The sequence below is a fragment of the Stenotrophomonas sp. GD03819 genome, from assembly GCF_029841665.1.
Taxonomy (GTDB): domain Bacteria; phylum Pseudomonadota; class Gammaproteobacteria; order Xanthomonadales; family Xanthomonadaceae; genus Stenotrophomonas; species Stenotrophomonas geniculata.
In genome coordinates, this window is record NZ_JAOCEW010000002.1 from 55,122 (window position 1) to 75,002 (window position 19,881).

The following is a 19,881-nucleotide window of genomic DNA, read 5'->3' on the forward strand; positions in this document are numbered from 1 at the left end:
TGGCCACTGTCTGGGCCAGCTAAATGGTTGACCCAACAGCTTCGAGGCCTGCCTCGATTCAGCGGGAGGAGGGCTCCACCTCTCGCTGGAGCGGACTGAGGCCCCTTCTATACTGGTCTGGGGTCCGGCCAGAGTGTCGCTTGAACATCTCACTGAAAGACGTTGAGTTTGCATAGCCCAGATCGTCTGCAATCTGCGTAATTGATCGGTCTGAACCCAAGGCATCAATTGCCCTCAGAAAACGAAGCCGACTGCGCCACTCTCCGAACCCCATCCCTAGCTCGCGCTTTGCCAAGCGCTCAAGTGATCGAACACTAATGTGGTGGCGCTCTGCGACCTCAAGTGCCGACGGAGAGTCCTGAAGGGAGGTCTCGGCATAGCTCAGAATCCGCTTTAGCACGTCACCGCTGGCCAGCGGCAGGAAGCTCGACATCACCGGCGCGGCCAGAATCAGGTCAAGGGCGACCGCGGAGAGTCGCCGGTCTTCTGGCTTAACGGCCTCGCCGATGTCACGACGGGCCAGTTCGTCCAAGATCTCCCTAAGCAACGAGCTAACCGCTAACGCAGTCGGAATGCTGGGCATCTGCGCCGACGCGCCGACCGAAAGGTATGCGGATCGATAAGCAACCGCACCACGGTTTCGGGATGAGTGGTGAACACCAGGCGGAATCCATATCGCATAGTGGGTAGGGGACACCATCCAGTCCTCGCCTACCTGTAACTCCATGACACCCTGCGCAACATAGTTGAACTGCCCCCACGGATGCACACGAGCATCCCAGTCGGAGGGAGGCAAAGTCCCTTGCCGAACGTAGATGTCTCCAGGGATGGAGCTGAACGAGGGGACGGGGTCCATTGCCATGTCGCATTCAAGATGAAGATTGGCGCAAATTATGGATGTAACGAAATTCCGCCAAGTCTACGCTACTGGCTGTTGATATCCAGTATCTGAGGATGCCATGTACTACCTGCTCCCCCTCCTGGCCTGCCTTCTCTGGGGCGCCAACACCATCGTTACAAAGCTCGCTGCAGGGACCGTCGGCCCGGTCGATATTAGCTTCTGGCGATGGCTTGCTGCGGCCATCATCTTGCTCCCATTCGCCCTGCCGCGCCTGAAGTCGAACCTAGCGGTCCTGAAAGCCAATTGGGCACGCTTCCTCGTGCTCGGTGCTTTGGGCGGTGTCATGTTCCAATGCCTGGCGTACTACGCCGCACATTTCACTTCTGCGACCAACATGGGCGTTATCCAGGCACTCATCCCGTTGATCGCTCTTGCCTTGTCGCGCATCTTCATGGGTCACGCAGTCCGCGGTGGCGCAGTGATTGGTTCGATCATCTCCTTGGTTGGGGTGATAGCGGTAGTGTCCCATGGTGACTTTGAAGCCTTGGTTTCCCATGGAATCAACAAAGGTGACGCCCTGATGCTGCTGGGCGCTTTGGCTTTTGCCACCTACAATTTGCTGATGCACAAGTGGCGCATTCCCGTAACGCTGATCGAATCCCTGTTTCTTCAAGCCATGTCTGCAACGATCCTGCTGCTACCTCTTTTCCTTGTCGCAGGCACTGGCGTCCAGGGTGGCGCAGCCATCGGCTGCATTGCATTCGCAGCAATCGGCGCTTCGATCATGGCACCGTTGGCATGGATGACCGGCCTGCATCGGCTGGGCTCTGCTCGCGTGGCCGGGTTCTTCAATCTCGTCCCGATCGTCACTGCATTGCTTGCGGTGGTGGTCCTCAAAGAGTCTCTGAGCACCTGGGTCGTGGGTGGCGGTTTGATGGCAGTATTTGGTGTGGTACTGGCGGAGTACGCAGCTCGCAAGAAGCCTGACGAGGTCATGGTCGTGGATGACACCTCGACCAAGCGCTGAAAGACAATTGCATAGCTGCAGTTCAAATGAAAACGGGCCGCTTGAGGCCCGTTCTCCTTGTTCGGGGAACGCTTCTTCGGCTAGCCAGGTTCAAAGGGCCCTCTCCTCAAGGTGAAGTTGCATCTAGACAGCGCTCTTCAGCTGAGTTGGGCACATGCCGGTTAGTCGGCGAAACATTGCAATAAAAGGGGAGGGGCCGCTATAGCCCAGCCGCTTGGCAACATCACCAACTTTGCAGTCGCTCTGGAGGAGAGGGAGGGACGCAGCAAGCTTCAGCCTCTGGCGCCACTCACAACATCCCAGGCCAGTAGCGGCAACCCAGCGTCTTGCAGGAGTCCGAGAGGATACGCCAGCAACTTCTGCCCATTGAACTAGTGACTGGCCACTTCCTGGATCGGCTTGTAGCGCATCGATGATGGGGGCTAACAAGCGCGAAAACGCCAAGAATGCGCGGCCAAAGCTTCTGTTCCGGTAACTCAGCGAATGACCGGGGATCACCCCAAAGCGGAAAGGCTAACAGTAGGAACCGGGGATGCTTCGCGGCCCAGCTGCGCATCTTGCGCTGCCGCCGCCAAGCGATAGCCTTTGCGTCTCGAAGCTTGTGTAGGGCGCAATCCTCCACGTCAGACAGTCGCGCCGAAAGGGTATAGGCCCCGCGACAAGCCCATCGGAGGCATTTAGGGGTTCGCTTTAGCGACCTGTGGAGCTGCTGTGGAGTGGGCCGGAGAAATGTCTTCACATCAACAACTGTAAAGACGTCGCTTCACCCGGATCTACACGAGGGTTCAGACCCCACGGTTCCACAAAACAGCCTAAAGTTTCGACCCGGCACGCCGAGGCCGATCTACGTCACGGATTTCCGGCAGGGCGTGCCCCTTCCATCCGGTTGGCCGTCTGTCACTGGCGTGTGCGCCTGGTCCCGACCGGCCGGCAAGAAGCGCGAACCTACCGCTACACCCTAAGGGGCTTTAGTCTTTGATTCGCTTCTCAAAGTTTGTGATCAACTTGCCCAGCGAAAGGCCTGTCAGGCGGGCGATATCTCTCAGCTCCACCACATCAACCCTTCTCTTGCCTGTTTCGACGTCGCTGATGAATGACTGGCTGCGGCCCAGCATGCTGGACACCTGGGCCTGGGTCAGACCGGCAGCTAGCCGCGCCTCGCGAACAGCCTCAATGAGGGCAGCGTACTCTTTTCGATGGATGGACTTCGACACGACCGCGCCTTGGCTGAGCGGCCTAGAAAGCTATATCCAGTTCTCCGATATCTAAAAACCAGATATTCTGTCTTCTTCATTGACAGGGGGACGCATGAGCGAACAGCCATACCGCTTCATCACCGCGGCCAGAAGCAGAGCAACATTGATCCTGGCAGCATCAGCACTGCTAGCTGCCTGCAGCGGTCCGACAGACAAGAAGATGGTTACGAATGGAACCCAGCAGCAATACCGGCAGTCAATTGACGCTATCGACGCGGAACTCAATGCCCACGAAAGAGCGGCCTTCAACTGGGCAGTCGCTGGGATGAACCTTGAAGAGGGTCGGCAGGGAATCATTACGTACAGGGCCAAAAGCTGCCTAAGCGACTGAATTTCAAAGTTGATTGCTCGTCTCTCGATCAGGTTCTCCCCATCTATGGGGTCTGTTCAAGCACCTTGGCTGTGTAGCTCAGCGGCGCCACTTCCCTTTCAAGATCCAGGTGGTAGTCGCCGAAGCGATTGATGTGGCTGGTCCGATAAGGCGACAGGCCGGCCAGGATCTCGGGCGTCAGTTCAATCCCCTCCTTCCTCATCTCGGCCAAGGTCCGGCTCATGCCTTCCACGTTGTGGAGGATGATCATGTTGGCCACCAGCTGGCTGTACTTGATGATCTTGCGCTGCTCGTGTTGGACGTTCTCAGCAATGATCCCCTGGCTGCCAAAGAACACCCATTTCACGAAGCCGTTGTATTCCTCGCTCTTGTTGGTGGCAGCATGGATCGTTTTGCGGATCTCATTGTCATCAATGTAGCGCAGCAAGAACAGCGTTCGAACGGCCTTGCCAAGTTCCCGGAAGGCGAAGTACAGCTTGTTCTTCCGGCTGTAGGTGCCCAGCCGGCGCAGGATCGAGGACGCGGTGATCTTGCCCAATCGGATTGAGATCACCACCCGCAGCATGTCGTGGAGATGGGTGGCGATCAGTTGCCAGTCGATGCTGTCCCCGAACAGTGCCTGGATGTTCTTATAAGCCCTACCCGGTTCGGGCCGAAAGAATGTCAGGTCCTTGATGTTCCGGATCCGGGGCATCAGCTGGATGCCCAGCATGTGGGCCAGGCCGAAGACCGGATAGCTTTGGGCCTGCGTGTCGCCATGGACGATCTCAGGCTGGATGTCGGAAGTGTTGGCCAACAGACCGTCGAGGATGTAGATGCCCTCGTGCACGCCACAGGGAATGAAGTGGCTGAACGGCGCTACGTATTTGTCGGACACGTGGCAGTAGCCGATGCCACCGTAGCCGCCGTAGCGGATGTGATACTCCGACAGCAGGTTGTCCTCGTAGACGCTCCACTTCGTGCCATCAGCTGATGCGCTCTTGCCGCTGCCCCAATAGCCAGGCAGGTCGAATCTGTTGTAGGTATTGATGACCTCCACGATGGCCTTCTCAAGCACATCCTCGGTCACGTATTTCAGGTTGAGCCAAGCGACTTGGCGCCGGCTGAAGCCCTTGATCGACCGCGCCGTCTGCGTCGGCCCCAGGTTGCAGCCATAGCAGAATAGCGTGGTGATCACACGTCGGGGCAGATCTTCGACCTGGCTCTCGGTGCCGGCGATCGGGCGGAAGAAACGGTGCAGATCCAGCCATTGGCTGGCATCGATCAGGACATCGACGATGCTGGATTCTGGAAGCCGTTCGGCGATGAGGCGATCCACCGTGGTAATCGCGCTGGAGACTTCGGCGCGTTGCCCCTTCCGCAGCACCAGGCGCCCATCCAGGATGTCCGCATGTACGTTCTCCGGGAAACGCGCGTCGACCTCATCGGCCAGGGAGGTCAGTTGTGCACGTAATCCCGCCACGAAAGACTCGGCGTCGGTGGGCAGGCCTGACACCTGGCCGTAGGCTTCCAGTTCCTGGGCCAAGGTGGCTTCATCGACCAGCTGCTCACGGTAGTCATCAAACCGTTCGCTGCTGGGAATGAAGAGATCTCCGGACTTCAGTTCGTCCTTGACCTGCACCAGCACGGCCAGCTCGAAGTACTTACGGTGCATCCAGCCGGCGCCGGCTGCACTGGCCCGCTTGCCGAACACGTGCTGACACCAGAGCTTGGACATCCAGTCAAAGTCCTTTTCCGGGTCCAAACCGAGGGAGGCGACCTCGATCAGCTCACGGCGCTGGTTGCGCAGCGAGAGCACCGCTGCGATCAGCGGCTCCATGCCGGCGTCGTGGCTGGTCGCCCGAAGTTTCATCAGCTCCAGCCCATTGAACAGCAGCGGCCTGACCGCGCCATAGGGCTGCAGCATGAAAGGCAGGTAGTTCTTCCCGGCGTAGGCCATATGTTCTTCGCATTCGGCCAGCAAGGTCGACACTTCCGCTTCCAGGCTGTTGTCGATGGCATCCACGCGCTGACTATCGCTGCCGTCTAGCTGATAGGCCTGCAGGATTTCCTTGAGCTGGCCGATGAGGAAGTCGGCCCGTTTGGCATGTTCGAGCTGGTAGGCCAGCAATTTCTGCTGGGCCGTGTTCTCCAGCCCGCGCACCTGCTTGATGAACAACTCGGCTGCATCATCCAGTGTCTTGGCATGCTGGGCGCGAATGAAGATGGTGGCCAGCGCATAGCGCTTGTCCGGAGCCAGTTCGGCCAGCTCGCTGGCGTCATAGGCCCGAGCCATTGCACGGAACTGCTTGAGCTTGGGCACCGGCACATCGATGGGAGGCAGCTGGTCGGCCAACTGCTGCAGCATGCGGATGTGCTGCAGGTAGAACCGAACTTCCTTGTTGGTGGGCCGGCCGGGCTCGCGCTTGAGTGATTGCCAGCCGGTGAACCTGGACCCTTCCGGTGCGCGCAGCAGTTCGTCGATGAGCGTGCGCGTGGCAGGCGTCAGCGCGTGGCTGATGCTGCGGTAGTAGCCCAGATTGACCCGCTCACGGGCGCCGATGGCGGCCAGCTCCAGAGTGCGGAAACCGGGCAGTTCGTAGCGATGGTGCACCAGCTCTTCGAGCAGGACGTTCACGATGTCCGGGATGGTGTGCTTGGTCTGGGCTGCTCCGGTGGCCACTGTGTCCAGCCAAGCCAAGCCCGATTTATCCAGGGGACGTACCCCGATGAATTGCCGAAGCTGCGGCATATGCCGGCGCTGGCTGCCGGAAGCGTCGTAGCGTTCGAGCTGGTCGGTGTCCAATACGCGCCCGAGTCGGGCGGCCTTGGCGATGTGCTTCCGGATCCGCTCGGGTACGTCGGCCAACAGCGTGAAGTAGCCCAAGCGTTGGAAGAGCTTGAGATGAATCAGTACCGCCAGCTGCGGACCCGGCTGGGTGGTCAGCTGCTTGGCGAATGCAATCTCAGCGGCGGTCGGGGTATAGATCTCCTCCAGTTCCTTGGCGGTGGGATCAGGCTTCAGTCGCGGGTAGGCGGTCTCGTGAAGGGTAGCCATTGGATCCGGAGGGTGTGAGGGGGATCAGTCCCAGTGCCGGCCGTCGTCTGTACTGAGCGACGCTTCCAGGAAGCACTGGTGCGTATCGGCCATGCGGTGCATGTCATCGAGCAACGTGGCCAGGATTTCATCCAGATCCCTTTCGGGATCGGTGGGAGCAGTCAACTGGTACTCGCTGCTGGCGGTGTTCAGGCGCACAGCCTGGAACGGGGCCAAGCAGATCTCTTCAATTCGGCCTCGGGCCTTGGCCGCGCCGCGGCCCGTGCGGGCAAACGGGGTCAGCACCATGCGCAGGCGCAGCTGCAGGGCCGATTTGCCCTCCGGCGCCGGCAGTGCCATCGCCGGTACCGGCACGGTTGGACTGGGCAGGCTTGCTTCAATGCGGTCCCGGGCAAACGGGTCACGCCCGTCCAGGTAACGCATGGCCGACTGCACATCGCGCCAGCCCACGTACTCCATCAAGGCCTTCATGTCCCAGCCTTGGTCGTTGGCCCAGCTGGCAAAGCCGCGGCGCAACGAATGGCTGCTGTGGAGCCCCGCATCGGCAAAGCCTGCACTGGTCAGCAACTCGCGCAGCAGGCGCACCAAGCTGTTGGGATGCAGGCCTTCGGCGCTCACCTGGCCCCATTGGTTGACTGCCCGAAACACCGGCCCTTCTTGCAGGTCGGCCGCCTGCAGCCACGCCTGGGTCGCCTCCACCGGACATAACCGCGACAGCGCCGGCACCTTGTAGGTGACGCCGGCTGCTTGGCGATCACCCTTGCTGCGTGGCAAGAAGCAGGTCATCCCCTGTCCCGGCACCAGCGTGAGATGGGCCACGTCCAGACGCAGCAGTTCATCGCCACGGAATCCCCGCCAGAACCCGAGCAGCACCAGCGCTCGGTCTCGTTGATGGCGCAGCGCCGCCGGCCCATCGCCCCGGGCATGTGCCGCAGCGATCGCCGCGGCCAGCCAGTCATCGAGCTCGACCAGCCGCCGAATCTGGAGCGGCGCGGCTTGCTTGACCTGGCCCGGGTGCAGGGTCTGGATGCCTTTGAGCACCTTGCGCACCAGCGGCGATCGGGTCGGGTCGACAAAGCCGTGGTCGCGGTGCCAAGAGGCGATGGCCGCCAGACGTTGGCGGAGGGTGCTGGTCGCCAAGGTCTGCGCATAAGCGGCCAGGTACCGGGCCACGCTGTCAGGTGTCGCTGGGAGGTGGCCTTGCCATTCAACCTCGAAGTGCCGCAGCGCCGACGCATAGCTGCGCACCGTGTTCTGGCGCGTGGCCGCATCGAGGTAGCGGTCCAGTTCGGTCACTGGCGCGTGGCCTCCACCGAGGTCGTCTGGCGCAGCGTCGACAGGATGGTGCATTCCGCCCGCTGCCCGCCATGGCAACTGGCAATCACCCGTTCCAGCTCGCTGGCCATGCGCTGCAGGTCGGCCATGCGGGCGCGCACGTCGGCCAGATGGCTGCGGGCCAACCGGTCCACGTCCCCGCACGAAAGCTCCTCATCGCCGGCCAGCTGCAGCAGGCTGCGGACCTCCTCCAGGCTGAAGCCCAGGTCCCGGCCACGCGCAATGAAGCGCAGCCGCTCGATGTCGGCCGGGCCATAGACCCGGTAGCCGTTGCCCGTGCGCCCCGGGCGCGGCAGCAACCCGATCCGCTCGTAATAGCGAATCGTCTCCAAGTGGCATCCGCTGGCGTCGGCAGCCTCACTGATTTTCATTCGTAGTACGCTTGACTCCGTAGTAGCTACGGACTTTACGCTGAACCCGTATCCGCCGCCACTCCGGCCGCGGCGCTGCATGTGACGACCATGCCACTGCCCATCGCCTTGATTCGCTACTGCCTGATTGCCTTGCTGATCGGCTGGGTTCTGCCCGCTTCTGCTCAGGCGGAGCCTGCCGCAGCAGACCTGCGCCAAACCTGGCAGATGCTCGATTACATCGCGGTCGACTACCCCGGCGCGGTCCAGGCCGGTCGCGTAATTGCCCCCAACGAATACGCCGAAATGAGCGAGTTTGCCGGCGCCGTGCGCAGTCAGCTGGCAGCATTGCCCAGTGGCCAGAACCAGCAGGAGCTGACGGCCCAGGCCGACCGCCTGGTCCAGGCGGTGGCAGAGAAGGCCGACCCGGCGCAAGTGGCAACGTTGGCGCGCGGGCTCGGCACGACGCTGTTGGCCCGCTACCCGATCGGCGCTGTTCCGGCGAGCGCGCCGAAGACCTCCCAGGCCGCGTCCATCTACAGCCAGCAGTGCGCGGCCTGTCACGGCCCCACAGGTCACGGTGATGGCCCCGCCGCGCAAGCGTTAAGTCCGCCGCCGATCGCGTTCACCGATGCCACTCGCGCCGCGCAGCGAACGCCGCTGTCGTTGTACGAGGTCATTTCCCAGGGTGTGCCGGGTACCGGCATGGTCAGCTTCTCTGGGCTGTCAGAAAGTGATCGCTGGGCGTTGGCATTCTATGTGGGCAGCTTGGGGTACTCCTCGCAAGCCAAGGCTCAAGGTGAGGCGTTATGGCGCACCAGTGCCGAGGCCCATACGCACATTCCCTCGCTCGAAGCGCTGACACGCACGCGAGAGGCCGATCTTGCCACCACGATGCCCGCCGATCAGGCAAACGCGATCATCGCCTACCTGCGTTCGCAGCCACAGGTAGTAAACGAAGCGGTACCAGGAGCCGATCGCTTTGCGGTGGCGCGGCAGCGACTGGCCGCCAGCCAGCGCGCTTACGCTGATGAGGACCTGGCTCAAGCCAAAAAGCTTGCGCTCTCGTCCTATCTGGATGGTGTAGAGCCGCTTGAACCCACGCTGGCCACGCGCAATCCGTCATTGCTGCGAGAGATCGAGACGGCCATGGCAGGCTACCGCGCGCAGCTGGATCAGCATGCGCCCGCGGCTGACGTTGCCGGGCAGGCAGCGCAAATTGCCCAGCTGTTTGATCGCGCGGACGTGGCGCTGCAGGACACCCGAATAGGCGCCAGCACCGCGTTTCTAGGCAGCTTTACCATCTTGGTACGCGAAGGACTGGAAGCGCTGCTGATCGTGATTGGTATCGTGGCGTTCTTGCGTAAAGCCGAGCGGTCTGATGTGTTGCCGTATGTGCATGCGGGTTGGATCTGCGCGTTGTTGGCAGGCGCAGCTACCTGGGCGGTGGCCACTTACTTTGTTGATATCAGCGGTGCGAACCGGGAAGTCACTGAGGGCGTCTCGGCCTTGTTCGCTGCCGCTGTCCTGCTCAGCGTAGGCATCTGGATGCACCAAAAGAGCCTTGCAGGGCGGTGGCAGGAGTACCTGCACGCCAAGCTGACGACTGCGCTGACACGGCGCTCGGCTGTTTTCCTGTTCATGCTGGCCTTTGTCGCGGTGTACCGCGAGGTGTTTGAGACGATCTTGTTCTACATCGCGATGTGGAGCGATCAGGCGTCCACCGCCATCCTCGCAGGCCTGGCGGCGGGAATCGCGGTGTTGGCTGCGGTGGCGTACTGGATGCTGCGCATGAGCAGGCGGCTGCCGATTGGCCGGTTCTTTTCGATCAGCTCGATTCTCATCGCGGTGATGGCGGTCATCCTGATCGGTAAAGGCGTGGCCGCGTTGCAGGAAGCGGGCTGGATCTCTCAAACACCGCTCGCGTTGCCGCGCATCGAGTGGATCGGCCTGTATCCCACCTGGCAGTCGCTGCTGGCGCAGGTATTGGTAGGCACCGCCGCCATCGTGGGGTTCCTCGCCAATGCCCGTTCCGGTGTGCGTAGACAGCCAGGCGCAAACAAGCAATGAAACAACACAGCAGAGGACCAAGACATGAGTGATTGCGGGTGCCACCACGAAGCCAAGAACAAGGAGGAGCGACGCATCCTCTGGATCGCCTTGGTCCTGAATGCAGCGATGGCCGTGATCGGCGGCATTGCCGGCTGGATTGCCCATTCCACCGGGCTGCTGGCTGACGCGCTGGACATGCTGTCTGACGCCACCGCCTATGCCATTGGCCTGGTCGCTATCGGGCGCACGGCGCGCTTCAAGGCCAACGCCGCGTGGGTCAGTGGCAGCGTGCTGCTGGTGCTGGGCGTAGGCGTGCTGGTCGAAGTCGGCCGCCGGGTGATGTACGGCGCCGAGCCGGTCAGCGGTTGGATGATCGGTACCGCTCTGGTCTCGCTGGCCGTGAACCTGAAGGTGCTCCGTATGCTCGCCCCCTTGAAGTCTGGCGAAGTGCATCTGCGAGCGACCTGGCTGTTTACCCGCGCCGATGTGGTGGCCAACGTTGGGGTGATTCTGGCCGGCCTGTTGGTGTGGTGGCTGGCCAGCCCCTACCCGGATTTCGTGATCGGCGCCCTGATCGGCCTGTATGTGATCAAGGAGGCTTTCGAGATCTTGGGTGATGCTCGCCGGGCGCGTGCCGACGCGCGCAAAACGCCTGCATGACAGCGCTTGGCCGGCTGAGCTGTGGCCTGCGCTGGCTGCTGCTGGCGCACTTGGCCGTGGGCCTTGTGACGCAGCCGGTGCTGGCAGTGGTTGGCGAGCTCCATGCTCAAACCCATCTGGCCGCGGCCGACCATGACCCGGCAGTGGCATCACCAGCTTCCGAGCGTGGCGTAGACGCCGCGCTGCACCGGCTACAGCAGCTGGTGCTGTGCTGTAGCCAGGCCGCGCCGGCTCCAGAAATAGTGTTGGCCATTGCTCATATCGGCCGGCATTGGCCGTCGGCGACAGCCCATGCGGACAGATATCGGCATGAGCACCTGCTCGCGCCGTTCCGGCCGCCGATCGCAGGGTGATGCGCGCCGGCGTGCGCCGGATCCCTGTTGGCTATCGAAAATTCTGGAGTACTTCATGCATGTGCGATTGGCGGCCCTGGCCGCGTGGCTACTGTTGAGCGCGGCGGCAACGCCGGCGACAGCAGAAGAGCTGATGACCTTGGACGACGCGTTTGCACGCGTGGCCCAAACCCACCCCGAGCTGCGCCTGGTCGATGCGCGAGCCACGGTGCTCGCTGCCGAGCGCGACCAGGCCGTGCAGCGGCCACCGTGGACGTTGGGGGCGGAGGTTGAAAATGCGCTGGGCACGGGCGCGGCCCGTGGCCTGGACAGCGCGGAGTTGACCTTGAGCCTGAGCTCGGTCCTGGAGCGCGGCGGCAAGCTCGACGCCCGCCGCACCTTGGCCCAAAGCCGGATTGATGCACTGGCCGTGCAGCGCGAGACCAGGGGGCTGGACCTGCTCGCCGAGACGGCGCAGCGCTATTTGGCCGTTGTCGGTGCCGACCGGCAACGCAGCCTGACGAACATGGATGTCGGCCAGCGCCAGCGGACCGTCGCCGCTGCCCGGCAGCGCCTGCAGGCTGGCGCGTCTCCCGAATCGGTGATGCTCACCGCACAAGCAGCACTGGCGAGAGCAGAGTTGACCCGTGATCGGGCCGAGCAGCAGCGCATTGCCGCCCGGCAGCACCTTGCTGCCCTCTGGGGCGAACGTGCTCCGAGCTTCGAGGTGGCCGCGGCGGATCCCATGACCCTGCCGGCGATCGCGTCCATGCAGTCGCTGGCCGAGGAATTGGAGCGCACTCCCGAGTTGGCGCAGTTTGCCGATGCCCGCCGGATCGCGCAGGCACGACTGCAGCTGGCGCGTTCGGCGGCCTCGCCGGACTTGTCGTGGCAGCTGGGCGTGCGCCGCCTGCAGGAGACTGACGACACCGCGCTGGTGGCCAGCCTGTCCATGCCACTGGGCAGCCGCAGCCGCGCGCAGCCGGAGATCCGCGCCGGCGAAGCCGAGCTGGAGGTTCTGACGATCGAGCGCGAGGCCAAGGGCCTGTCGCTGTATTCCACGCTGGTCGAAGCCCATGGTCGCTACACCGTGGCGCAGGCCGAGGTGGCACGGCTGCAAGGCGAGGTGCTGCCGAAGTTGGCCCGGGCTGAGAAGGCCGCCGAGCGCGCCTATCGCGCCGGCGCGATCAGCTACCTGGAATGGGCACAGCTGCAGTCCGAACGCACGGCCATGGCCCAGCAGCAGCTGGACGTGGCGCTCGATGCGCAGCGCGCCCTGATCGAAATTCAACGCCTGACCGGCCAAGCGCTTGTCGCGCCGCCGGCGGCTGCTTCCACCGGAGAGACCCCATGAATCGCTTTTCTTGGACCGCACTGGGCATGGCCCTGATGATGCTGGCCGCCTGCAACGCGTCGGCCCCCAACGAAGCGTCCGAAGGCGGCGCCGCCGCTGAGGGCGAAGAGCACGGCGAGCACGAGGAAGCGCCGCTGGAAACCAAGATTGCCGCCAAAGCTGCGCAGGCAGCGGGTATCCAGGTCGCACCGGCAGGCCCCGGTGAGATTGCTGACGAGCATGAGGTGCAAGGGCTGTTGACCCCGATTGACGGTCGCATCGCGCAGGTCACGGCACGCTTCCCCGGACCGGTCCGCTCCGTGCGTGCGGGCGTGGGTGATCAGGTACGGGCCGGCCAGGCACTGGCCACGGTAGAGAGCAACCTGAGCCTGACCACCTATACCGTCACCGCGCCGATCAGTGGCGTGGTCATGGCGCGCACGGCCGCCGTAGGCATGGCCGCCGCTGAGGGCGCGCCGCTGTTTGAGGTCGCCGACCTGTCCACGCTGTGGGTGGACCTGCACATCTTCGGCGCCGACGCCCAGCACATCGGTGCTGGCGTGCCGGTGACGGTTACCCGCTTGAGCGATGGCGTCACCGCACAGACCACCTTGGAGCGCGTCCTGCCCGGCACCGCCACCGCCAGCCAAAGCACCATTGCGCGCGGCACGGTGGCCAACACCGATGGCCTGTGGCGGCCGGGGTCGGCGGTCAAGGCGCGGGTCACCGTGGATCGCCAATCGGCAGCGTTGGTGGTGCCGATCACGGCGCTGCAGACCGCAGAAGACCAGGACGTGGTCTACGTGCAGCAGGGCGAAACCTACCACACCCGGCCGGTGAAGCTGGGGCGCCGCGACGCCGAACGCGCCGAAGTGCTGGAAGGCCTCAAGGCCGGTGAACAGGTGGTGGTGGCCCAAAGCTTCCTGATCAAGGCCGACATCGAAAAGTCCACCGTGGAAGAAGAATGAGGCCCGCCATGCTCGAACGCCTCATTGGGCTGTCCATCCGCCATCGCTGGCTGACGCTAGTGCTCACCGCTGCGCTGGTTGCGCTGGGCGTGTGGAGCTACCGTCACCTTTCCATTGACGCCACACCCGACATCACCAACGTCCAGGTCCAGATCAACACCCAGGCCCCGGGTTACTCGCCGCTGGAGGCCGAACAACGGGTCACCTTTGCCATCGAAACGGCCATGGCCGGTCTGCCCAAGCTGGACTACAGCCGCTCGCTGTCGCGCTACGGGCTTTCGCAGGTCACCGTCGTCTTCAAGGACGGCACCGACCTGTACTTTGCCCGCCAGCAGGTCGCCGAGCGCCTGCAGCAGATCGCCTCCCAGCTTCCCGAAGGGTTGGACCCGGAAATGGGGCCGATCTCCACCGGGTTGGGCGAGATCTTCATGTACACCGTGGAGGCCGAGCCCAACGCTCGCAAGCCCGACGGCACCCCGTACACGGCCACGGACCTGCGCACCCTGCAGGACTGGGTGATCCGGCCGCAGCTGCGCACCACGCCCGGCGTCACCGAGGTCAACACCATCGGCGGCTTCGAGCGGCAGATCCACATCACTCCCGATCCAGCTCAGTTGGTGGCGCTGGGCTTCACGTTGAACGACGTGGTCGCCGCGGTCATGCGCAACAACCAGAACATCGGCGCCGGCTACATCGAGCGCAACGGACAGCAGTTCCTGGTGCGCGTGCCGGGCCAGCTAGCCAATCTGGAGGCAATCGGCAACATCGTGCTGGACCGGCGCGATGGCGTGCCCATTCGGGTGCGCGACGTCGCTAGCGTGGGCGAAGGCAAGGAGCTGCGCACGGGCGCGGCCACCCAGAATGGCCACGAGGTCGTGGTCGGTACCGCCTTCATGTTGTTCGGCGCCAACAGCCGGGAAGTCTCCCAGGCGGCCGCGGCCAAGCTGGATGCCGCCAACGCCAGCCTGCCTGCCGGCGTCCATGCCAAGGCCGTCTATGACCGCACCGCGCTGGTGGATCGCACCATCGGCACGGTGTCCAAGAACCTGATCGAGGGCGCGCTGCTGGTGGTGGTGGTGCTGTTCCTGCTGCTGGGCAATGTGCGCGCCTCGTTGATCACCGCGGCGGTGATCCCGTTGGCGATGCTGTTCACCATCATCGGCATGGTGCGTGGCGGCGTGTCGGGCAACCTGATGAGCCTGGGCGCGCTGGACTTCGGCCTGATCGTGGACGGGGCGGTGATCATCATCGAGAACTGTCTGCGCCGGTTCGGCGAGGCGCAGCACGCGCTAGGCCGCCAGCTCAACGATGAAGAGCGCTATGACCTGACCGCCTCGGCCACCGCCGAGGTGATCCGTCCCAGCCTGTTTGGCCTGGGCATCATCGCCGCGGTCTACCTGCCGATCTTCTCGCTGTCCGGGGTAGAAGGAAAAATGTTCCACCCGATGGCGATCACGGTGGTGCTGGCCCTGACCGGCGCCATGGTGTTGTCGCTGACCTTCGTGCCGGCGGCGATCGCCAGCTTCCTGCGCGGCCGTGTGGCTGAGCACGACAACCGCCTGATGCGCTGGTCGCGTGCCCGTTATACGCCGCTGCTGGATTGGGCCCTGCGTCGGCGCGTGGTGGTGCTGGCCGGCGCGGCCGTGCTGGTGGTGGGCTGTGGCGTGCTGGCCACCCGCTTGGGTTCGGAGTTCGTGCCGAGCCTGGATGAGGGCGACATCACCTTGCAGCCCATGCGTATTCCCGGCACCAGCTTGGAGCAGTCGGTGGCCATGCAGGAAACGCTGGAGAAGCGCCTGGCCCAGTTCCCGGAGGTGGCCAACATCTTCTCAAAGATCGGCACCGCCGAGGTGGCCACCGATCCTATGCCGCCGTCGATGGCCGACACCTTCCTGATGCTCAAGCCCCGCGACCAGTGGCCCGACCCGCGCAAGCCCAAGGCCGAGCTGGTGGAAGAGCTGGAGGCGGCGGCCAAGGAAATCCCGGGCAGCAACTACGAGTTCACCCAGCCCATCCAGATGCGCACCAACGAGTTGATCTCCGGCGTCCGTTCGGACGTGGCGGTCAAGGTCTACGGCGACAACCTTGACCAGTTGACGCGCCTGGCCAGCCGGGTCGAGCGGGTCATGCGTAGCGTCCCCGGCGCCGAAGACGTCAAGGCCGAGCAGGTCTCCGGCCTGCCGCTGCTGACCATCACGCCAGATCCGGCGGCATTGGCACGGTATGGCCTGAACCCGGGCGATGTGCAGGAAACGGTGGCCACCGCCATTGGGGGCAGTGTTGCCGGCCAGTTGATCGAGGGCGACCGCCGCTTCGACCTGGTCGTGCGCCTGCCCGAAGCGCAGCGCCAAGACCCCGCTGTGCTGGCAGATCTGCCCATTCCGCTGCCGGCAAGCACCAGTGTCGATGAGTCCAACCGTCTGGCCGCCGGCGCCAATGGGGGGCCTCGCACGGTGCCGCTGCGGGAAGTGGCGAAGATCCAGGTAGAGCGCGGGCCCAATCAGATCAACCGCGAGAACGGCAAGCGCCGCGTGGTGATCACCGCCAACGTGCGCGAGCGCGATCTGGGCGGGTTCGTCGGCGAGTTGCGCACACGCATCGGCCAGGATGTCGCGCTTCCAGAGGGCTACTGGATCGATTACGGCGGCACCTTCGAGCAGCTGATCTCGGCCACCCAACGCCTGGGCGTGGTCGTTCCGGTGACACTGGCGTTGATCTTCGCTCTGCTATTCATGGCCTTCGGCTCGGCCAAGGATGCGGCCATTGTGTTCAGTGGCGTGCCGCTGGCGCTGACCGGCGGTGTGCTGGCACTGGCTCTGCGCGGGATTCCGTTGTCGATCTCTGCCGGCGTGGGCTTCATCGCGCTGTCGGGCGTGGCCGTACTCAACGGGCTGGTCATGATCGCCTTCATCCGCCGTCTGCGCGAACAGGGCGATCCGCTAGACGACGCTGTGCGCGACGGCGCCCTTGGACGCCTGCGACCGGTGTTGATGACCGCCCTGGTAGCCTCGCTGGGCTTCCTACCCATGGCCTTGAATGTCGGTGCTGGCTCGGAAGTGCAGCGGCCGCTGGCCACTGTCGTCATCGGCGGCATCGTCTCATCCACCGCATTGACCTTGTTGGTGCTGCCGGTGCTCTATCGTTGGCTGCATCGCGACCGAGCTCCCCGCGCCGGTAGCACTGCTTTGGAGTCCCCATGAACGAGCTCAACCTGGAACAGGTCCGTGCGGCGATGTTTACCGACCCGGGCGTGAAAGCGGTGGACGACCTGCGCCTGGTCGCCGGTGAGCATGGCCGTGCGATCGCGGCCACCATCACGGTCGCGGCGCCCTCGGTCGACCTGGACCTGGTGCATGCTGTGATTGCCCAGGTCCTGGCCGATCAATTCGGCATCGATCAGATCATGCTGTGTTTCAACGACCCGGGCCCGGTACCGCCGCCGCCCACCGCGGCGCCGTTAAAGAAGATGTGATCGCAGCCCCTGGCTCTATGCGTCTGCGCTGGCAGGCGCATAGAGCTGATGACCCGGCAACGCGCACGCGCCGGCATACACAAAGGCCACGCTTTGCCGCGCCCGGGTGAAGGCCACGTAGTATTTCGGCGGCGCGGTGATACGCGCTGCATCGGCCGTGCGCAGGTACTGCGTCAACGGCCCGTTCGGAAAGATGAGGACCCGACTGTAGGTGCGGCCCTTGCACTGCCCAAAGTTCACCGCCGGCAGTCCGTCGCACGCCTGCCGCCGGTCATGCCGGAGCACGGTGGGGGCGAACTCCTGCATGTACGCGGCCACATCCCCTGGAGCGACGAGGTAGATGCCATCGTGTCCGGTGACCTCGCCATTGCCTGATTGGGTCCGCGGCATCTGCGGATAGAGCGTGTCAGCCATATCGCACAGGGCCTGGACGCAGCGCAGACTGGTGAGGCGGTGATCCAGCCGGCATAAGCCGTCGGCCTCCCAAATCTGAAACAGCGCTGCCAGATTCGGACCACGGTATTGGCTGTACCTTTGCGCATAGTTGGTCGCATACGTGGCTTGGCGCGTATCGCCTACCAACGTGATGGCAATCTCGCTCTTCAACAGCCGTTCGACCAGATCCAGATCAAAGCCGGCCAGATCCTGGACTTCGTCGATGTAGAGCTCGTCGTACATCGCCGCCAATCGCGCCACGACCTGGCCTTGGGTCAGCTCATCGCAGCGCACAGCGAAATCGGCCGCTCGGTCCGAATACATCCGGTTGCCCGCCAGGTAGTGGCGCGCCACCTGGGTGCGTGGGGCGCGGTTGTTGGTGACACCTTCTACGAACAGGATGGTCTCGATGCGAGGCTCAGGGCAAAGCGCAGCCTGGTACGGGCGAATGCACTGGCGCAGCAGAAAGCCATACCAGCTGTGCAAGGTGACATGCGCGGGGACCGCGCCTGCGTGGGCCTCAAACGAGCGCCGGATCTCTTCCAGGTTTTCCAGCGTGTAGGTGACAATCGCGATGCGGCGCTCAGGTCGCTCCAAGGCCTGCCGGACCAGCAACGTGGTCTTGCCCGAGCCGGCTGCCGAGAGCAGGACCCGGTTAGGTGATGGCACGCTGGACATAGTCCGGGAACCTGATCGAGTGCGGGCTATTGAAAATCGCCAAGGCCGTATCGGTCTTATGGCCCTTCATGTACTTGAGCAGCGCCACCTCATCGGCAAAGGCCTTGCCCAGCACGGTATTGAGTTCGGCCAGCGAGTTGGCTTTGATCAGCTGCTCTTCCAGCGAAGGGGCGCTCTCGTCGGAATCGTAATAGATCGCGTTGATGTGCTCGGCATAGCGCTCTTGCACAACTGCGATATCACCGTCGTTGTCGGTGATCACCTTGGCCTGAATCCTCAGTCGATCGGCAATCTGCAAGAAGCGTTTGAATGCCAACGACTTGACCGAAATGATGTCTACGCCGTGAGCCATCGGCGCCACGCCGTGATGGTCACTGTAGGCACGCTGCACGATCAGTTCGTCGGAAGGGCCTTCCACCAGGATCGCCTGCTTGGCCAGGATCAACCGCAGCGTGTCGTGGCCCGGCAGCTTCATGAAATAGTCGTGGGTATCGCTGGGCAGCTGGTCCAGCTTCATCTGGCCTTGCGCGCTGAACAGGATCACGTTGTCCACGCCCAGCTTGTTCAACACGAAGCTGCTGTGGGTGGCGATGATCACCTGCTGGGCGGTGGAGAGGGCCGCAATCTTGTCGATCAGCTGGGTCATGCTGGAATAGGACAGATGGTTCTCCGGCTCCTCGATCAGCAGCACGTGAGCCGCGCCGGCCGCGTGCATCGCCAGCTTCATCTTCACCGCGCTTTGCTCGCCCTTGCCGGCCTGGGTGAACGGGAGCTCATCCAGGTAGGGTGACAGGCTGGTTTCCCACGTTGAGCGCGGCGATGTGTCCACGCCTACCGTCAATGCCCTGTGGCTGATGTCCCCGGTGTGCTCGGTCAAGTAGGCATTGATCGCTGCCACATCCGCTTCTTCGGAAAAGCTCTGCCGCATGCGGCGGAAGCTCAGCGACAGCGAGACGCGCTGCGCAGGCGTCAGTGCCTGCTCGATGATGCCGGCGATATAGCGATCGGCACCGGACAAGGTCTTGATGCCGTGCGTGTCGATGATGGTCGAGTCGAACGGAATACTACGGGCGGTGACGCCATTGTTGGCGAAGGAGTACCAGCGCACCGTGTAGTACTCCACCGGCAGGCTGACCGCGCCCTGGTGCTGCTGCAGGTAGGCGTTGAACTCCTCGCGGTAGTCGTCGTTGAGCTCGACCAGCAGCCGGATGCCGGCGGTATCCAGACGCAGGGAGTTGTTGGTGCCGCGTAACGACGCCAGCGCGGCGTCGGCGCCCAGATAGGCTTCGATGGAGATCCGTGGCGGCGAGGCCGGCGTGCCCGTGGCAAGCGCTCCCAAGTACTCCTGCACCGTGGGCTGGTGGAACAGGTAGGGCGTGAGCTCGTAGGCAAGATTGCGCCCATGCAGCTGGCCGGTGACCACCGCGTGGATGGCCTCCAGCAGGGTGGATTTACCGACCTCGTTGTCGCCCACCACCAGGTTCATGTGGGCATTGAGGGGCAGGTCCAGATGGCGAAACGACTTGAAGTTGTCGATGACGATACGTTCGATCGGCATGCACAGTCCTATGATGGCCAACGGGCTCGGTGGCGGAGCCTGCCTGCACCCTGGCTGGCCTCCTTTCCGCTCTGGGCCATACTACCCAGCGATCGCCGGCCCTGGGCGGTTTCGTACTGCTTGGGACGCCGGGAAGGGTCAGAATCCGCCTTACGCGGGATAATTCAATATTATCCCGTATAACTATTTTCGCCGACGAGCGGTCGTCTACCTGCT

General features: G+C 63.5%; 16 protein-coding genes. 9 read left to right on the plus strand and 7 right to left on the minus strand.

All coding sequences use genetic code 11. The features are described from left to right. Positions 1 to 58 precede the first annotated feature (58 nt). The gene (locus N5D45_RS01460) at positions 59 to 862 is read right to left on the minus strand and encodes a helix-turn-helix transcriptional regulator (protein WP_043033503.1); all 804 of its coding nucleotides are present in this window, start codon (positions 860 to 862) and stop codon (positions 59 to 61) included. Between the two features lie 97 nt (positions 863 to 959). Between N5D45_RS01460 and N5D45_RS01465 the strand changes: the two genes are divergently transcribed. Further along, complete coding sequence (locus N5D45_RS01465) at positions 960 to 1,868, plus strand: DMT family transporter (RefSeq protein WP_043033504.1); 909 nt, start codon at positions 960 to 962, stop codon at positions 1,866 to 1,868. A gap of 968 nt (positions 1,869 to 2,836) precedes the next feature. On the opposite strand, the gene N5D45_RS01470 is transcribed toward N5D45_RS01465, so the two are convergent. Next, on the minus strand, positions 2,837 to 3,082 hold the full coding sequence (locus N5D45_RS01470; protein WP_043033505.1) for a helix-turn-helix transcriptional regulator: 246 nt from the start codon (positions 3,080 to 3,082) through the stop codon (positions 2,837 to 2,839). A 94-nt stretch (positions 3,083 to 3,176) separates the two neighbouring features. Between N5D45_RS01470 and N5D45_RS01475 the strand changes: the two genes are divergently transcribed. After that, positions 3,177 to 3,455, plus strand: coding sequence for a hypothetical protein (locus N5D45_RS01475; protein WP_033835997.1), 279 nt, complete (start codon positions 3,177 to 3,179; stop codon positions 3,453 to 3,455). 43 nt (positions 3,456 to 3,498) lie between these two features. On the opposite strand, the gene N5D45_RS01480 is transcribed toward N5D45_RS01475, so the two are convergent. From N5D45_RS01480 to N5D45_RS01490, 3 genes are read right to left on the minus strand one after another with little or no spacing between them, the layout of a single operon-like run. Then, on the minus strand, positions 3,499 to 6,492 hold the full coding sequence (locus tag N5D45_RS01480; RefSeq protein WP_043033507.1) for a Tn3 family transposase: 2,994 nt from the start codon (positions 6,490 to 6,492) through the stop codon (positions 3,499 to 3,501). Positions 6,493 to 6,516: 24 nt separating this feature from the next. Continuing rightward, a complete protein-coding gene (locus N5D45_RS01485; RefSeq protein ID WP_005413373.1) occupies positions 6,517 to 7,788 on the minus strand; it encodes a site-specific integrase in 1,272 nt (423 codons plus the stop codon). Further along, on the minus strand, positions 7,785 to 8,198 hold the full coding sequence (locus N5D45_RS01490) for a helix-turn-helix domain-containing protein (RefSeq protein ID WP_012480230.1): 414 nt from the start codon (positions 8,196 to 8,198) through the stop codon (positions 7,785 to 7,787). Before N5D45_RS01490 ends, N5D45_RS01485 begins: the two co-directional genes overlap by 4 nt. Positions 8,199 to 8,288: 90 nt before the next feature. On the opposite strand from N5D45_RS01490, the gene N5D45_RS01495 reads away from it, so the two are divergent. Genes N5D45_RS01495 through N5D45_RS01525 form a run of 7 tightly spaced genes read left to right on the plus strand, consistent with a single transcriptional unit; the run spans position 8,289 to position 16,994 of the window. Next, positions 8,289 to 10,247, plus strand: a complete 1,959-nt coding sequence (locus tag N5D45_RS01495) for a cytochrome c/FTR1 family iron permease (RefSeq protein WP_043033508.1) — start codon at positions 8,289 to 8,291, stop codon at positions 10,245 to 10,247. A 24-nt stretch (positions 10,248 to 10,271) separates the two neighbouring features. Continuing rightward, complete coding sequence (locus tag N5D45_RS01500; protein ID WP_005413376.1) at positions 10,272 to 10,889, plus strand: cation transporter; 618 nt, start codon at positions 10,272 to 10,274, stop codon at positions 10,887 to 10,889. Continuing rightward, positions 10,886 to 11,242, plus strand: coding sequence for a hypothetical protein (locus N5D45_RS01505; RefSeq protein ID WP_012480228.1), 357 nt, complete (start codon positions 10,886 to 10,888; stop codon positions 11,240 to 11,242). The genes N5D45_RS01500 and N5D45_RS01505 overlap by 4 nt, the downstream gene beginning before the upstream one ends. A 55-nt stretch (positions 11,243 to 11,297) precedes the next feature. After that, complete coding sequence (locus N5D45_RS01510) at positions 11,298 to 12,575, plus strand: TolC family protein (RefSeq protein WP_279938387.1); 1,278 nt, start codon at positions 11,298 to 11,300, stop codon at positions 12,573 to 12,575. Beyond that, positions 12,572 to 13,522: an efflux RND transporter periplasmic adaptor subunit gene (locus N5D45_RS01515; RefSeq protein ID WP_021201906.1), complete on the plus strand. Its 951-nt coding sequence runs from the start codon at positions 12,572 to 12,574 to the stop codon at positions 13,520 to 13,522. Before N5D45_RS01510 ends, N5D45_RS01515 begins: the two co-directional genes overlap by 4 nt. An 8-nt stretch (positions 13,523 to 13,530) precedes the next feature. Further along, complete coding sequence (locus tag N5D45_RS01520) at positions 13,531 to 16,722, plus strand: CusA/CzcA family heavy metal efflux RND transporter (protein ID WP_235641836.1); 3,192 nt, start codon at positions 13,531 to 13,533, stop codon at positions 16,720 to 16,722. Further along, positions 16,719 to 16,994, plus strand: coding sequence for a hypothetical protein (locus tag N5D45_RS01525; protein WP_019184735.1), 276 nt, complete (start codon positions 16,719 to 16,721; stop codon positions 16,992 to 16,994). The genes N5D45_RS01520 and N5D45_RS01525 overlap by 4 nt, the downstream gene beginning before the upstream one ends. 15 nt (positions 16,995 to 17,009) lie before the next feature. Here the strand turns inward: N5D45_RS01525 and N5D45_RS01530 are convergent, their stop codons facing one another. Continuing rightward, a complete protein-coding gene (locus N5D45_RS01530; RefSeq protein WP_043033512.1) occupies positions 17,010 to 18,107 on the minus strand; it encodes a UvrD-helicase domain-containing protein in 1,098 nt (365 codons plus the stop codon). Further along, positions 18,085 to 19,665: an AAA family ATPase gene (locus N5D45_RS01535; protein WP_026070029.1), complete on the minus strand. Its 1,581-nt coding sequence runs from the start codon at positions 19,663 to 19,665 to the stop codon at positions 18,085 to 18,087. Before N5D45_RS01535 ends, N5D45_RS01530 begins: the two co-directional genes overlap by 23 nt. Positions 19,666 to 19,881: the final 216 nt, after the last annotated feature.